1 protein-coding gene and 1 pseudogene are annotated in these 1,372 nt (G+C 70.1%); both read left to right on the top strand.

Annotation, left to right across the window (positions count from 1 at the left end):
* Positions 1-960 (top strand): replication protein RepA (locus FV222_RS26220; RefSeq protein ID WP_147816046.1); only part of this gene is annotated, 960 nt, incomplete at its 5' end.
* A gap of 158 nt (positions 961-1,118) precedes the next feature.
* A pseudogene (locus FV222_RS26215) lies at positions 1,119-1,372 on the top strand (hypothetical protein); the annotation flags it as partial.

Genomic DNA, 1,372 nt, shown 5'->3' with positions numbered 1-1,372 from the left:
GCCGGGCGGCGAGCCGGGATGGGGCGGGACCAGCGCCGGCGCGACGCGGTGCGCGAGGTGATCGAGAACCAGCCGACCGTGCCGGAGAACCTCCAGCACATCCATTCGGTGCTGGCCTTGTGCGGCCTGCCCTATCGCGATCCCGGCCCGGTACGGGAGTTCTCCCGCGATTACGGGCGCAACTCGCTCAACCTCGTCGCCGGCCGGCTGAAGAGCCCGGTCACCGGCGAGATGGAGCCGCAGGGCCTGCCCTACGGCCCGAAGGCGCGGCTCGTGCTGCTCCACCTCTGCACCGAGGCCGTGCGCCAGCGCAGCCCGACCATCGAGGTCGCCGATTCCCTGTCCGGCTTCATGCGCGAGATGGGGTTCGCCGTCACCGGCGGCGAGCGCGGCACGATCCGGCAGTTCAAGGAACAGCTCAACCGGCTCGCCGCCTGCTCGATGCAGATCGGCCTGTGGGACGGGCACGACCAGGCCAGCACCCTTAACGTGCCGCCGTTCCGCAGCCTCGACCTGTGGCGCCCGAGCGCGCGGGAGGGGGCGAGGGACGGGGAGGGCGCGGCCTGGTCCCGCACCGTGCAGTTCCACCAGGACTTCTACGACAACCTGATCCGGCACGCCCTGCCCGTCGACATCCGGGCGGCGCGGGCCTTCTCCGGCTCCGCGCGCAAGCTGGACCTGCTGTTCTGGGTCGGCTACCGCCTGCGCGCCCTGCAGCGACCCCTGCGGCTCACCTGGACGAACCTGCACGGGCAGTTCGGCGCCGAGAACGCCTGCATCCGCAGCTTCCGTCAGGCGTTCAAGACCGACGTCGCGCATCTGTGCGAGGTGTTTCCCAAGCTGCCGGTCGCCCTCGACGACGGCGGCATGACCCTGCAGCCGGCCGATCCCGGCATGCTCCTCGTTCCGCCCCGCAAGGGAATACGGAAGATGCAGGCAGGGAAAGAGGGAGCCGTTTAGGGAATGCCCGTGTATTCCAGCGATACGAGCTGCTCCGTCGTTGGGAACGAGTGTTCCATTCCCTGAAGCGTCGCGAGCTGCCACCGCCTCTGCATCTTCCTTCCCTCTAGGAATGATGATATTCCATCTCTTCCATTGGAAGGAAAGCGCCGGGCGTGATGGAATTGTCGGAAGCGGAGATCGAGGCGCGCCTGTCGGACCTGCGCCGTCGGCGCGAGGCCCTCGACCGCGAGATCGCCGACCACGTCCTGTATCTCGAACTCGGCCGGCGCCTGCGCGGCGCTGGCCCGGCGCCGGCCCAGTCCGAGGAGCGAGCCTCGGAGCTGCACGAACCGCCCGAGGCGGTCTCGCCGCGCGCGCCGGCCGCCATCCGAACCATGCCGGCCGCGCCTGAGCCGCCGCAGCGGGTGCC

This window comes from Methylobacterium sp. WL103 (assembly GCF_008039885.1).
Lineage (GTDB): Bacteria > Pseudomonadota > Alphaproteobacteria > Rhizobiales > Beijerinckiaceae > Methylobacterium > Methylobacterium cerastii.
The sequence above is the reverse complement of the archived record's forward strand: the minus strand, read 5'-3'. Positions and strand labels throughout refer to the sequence as shown.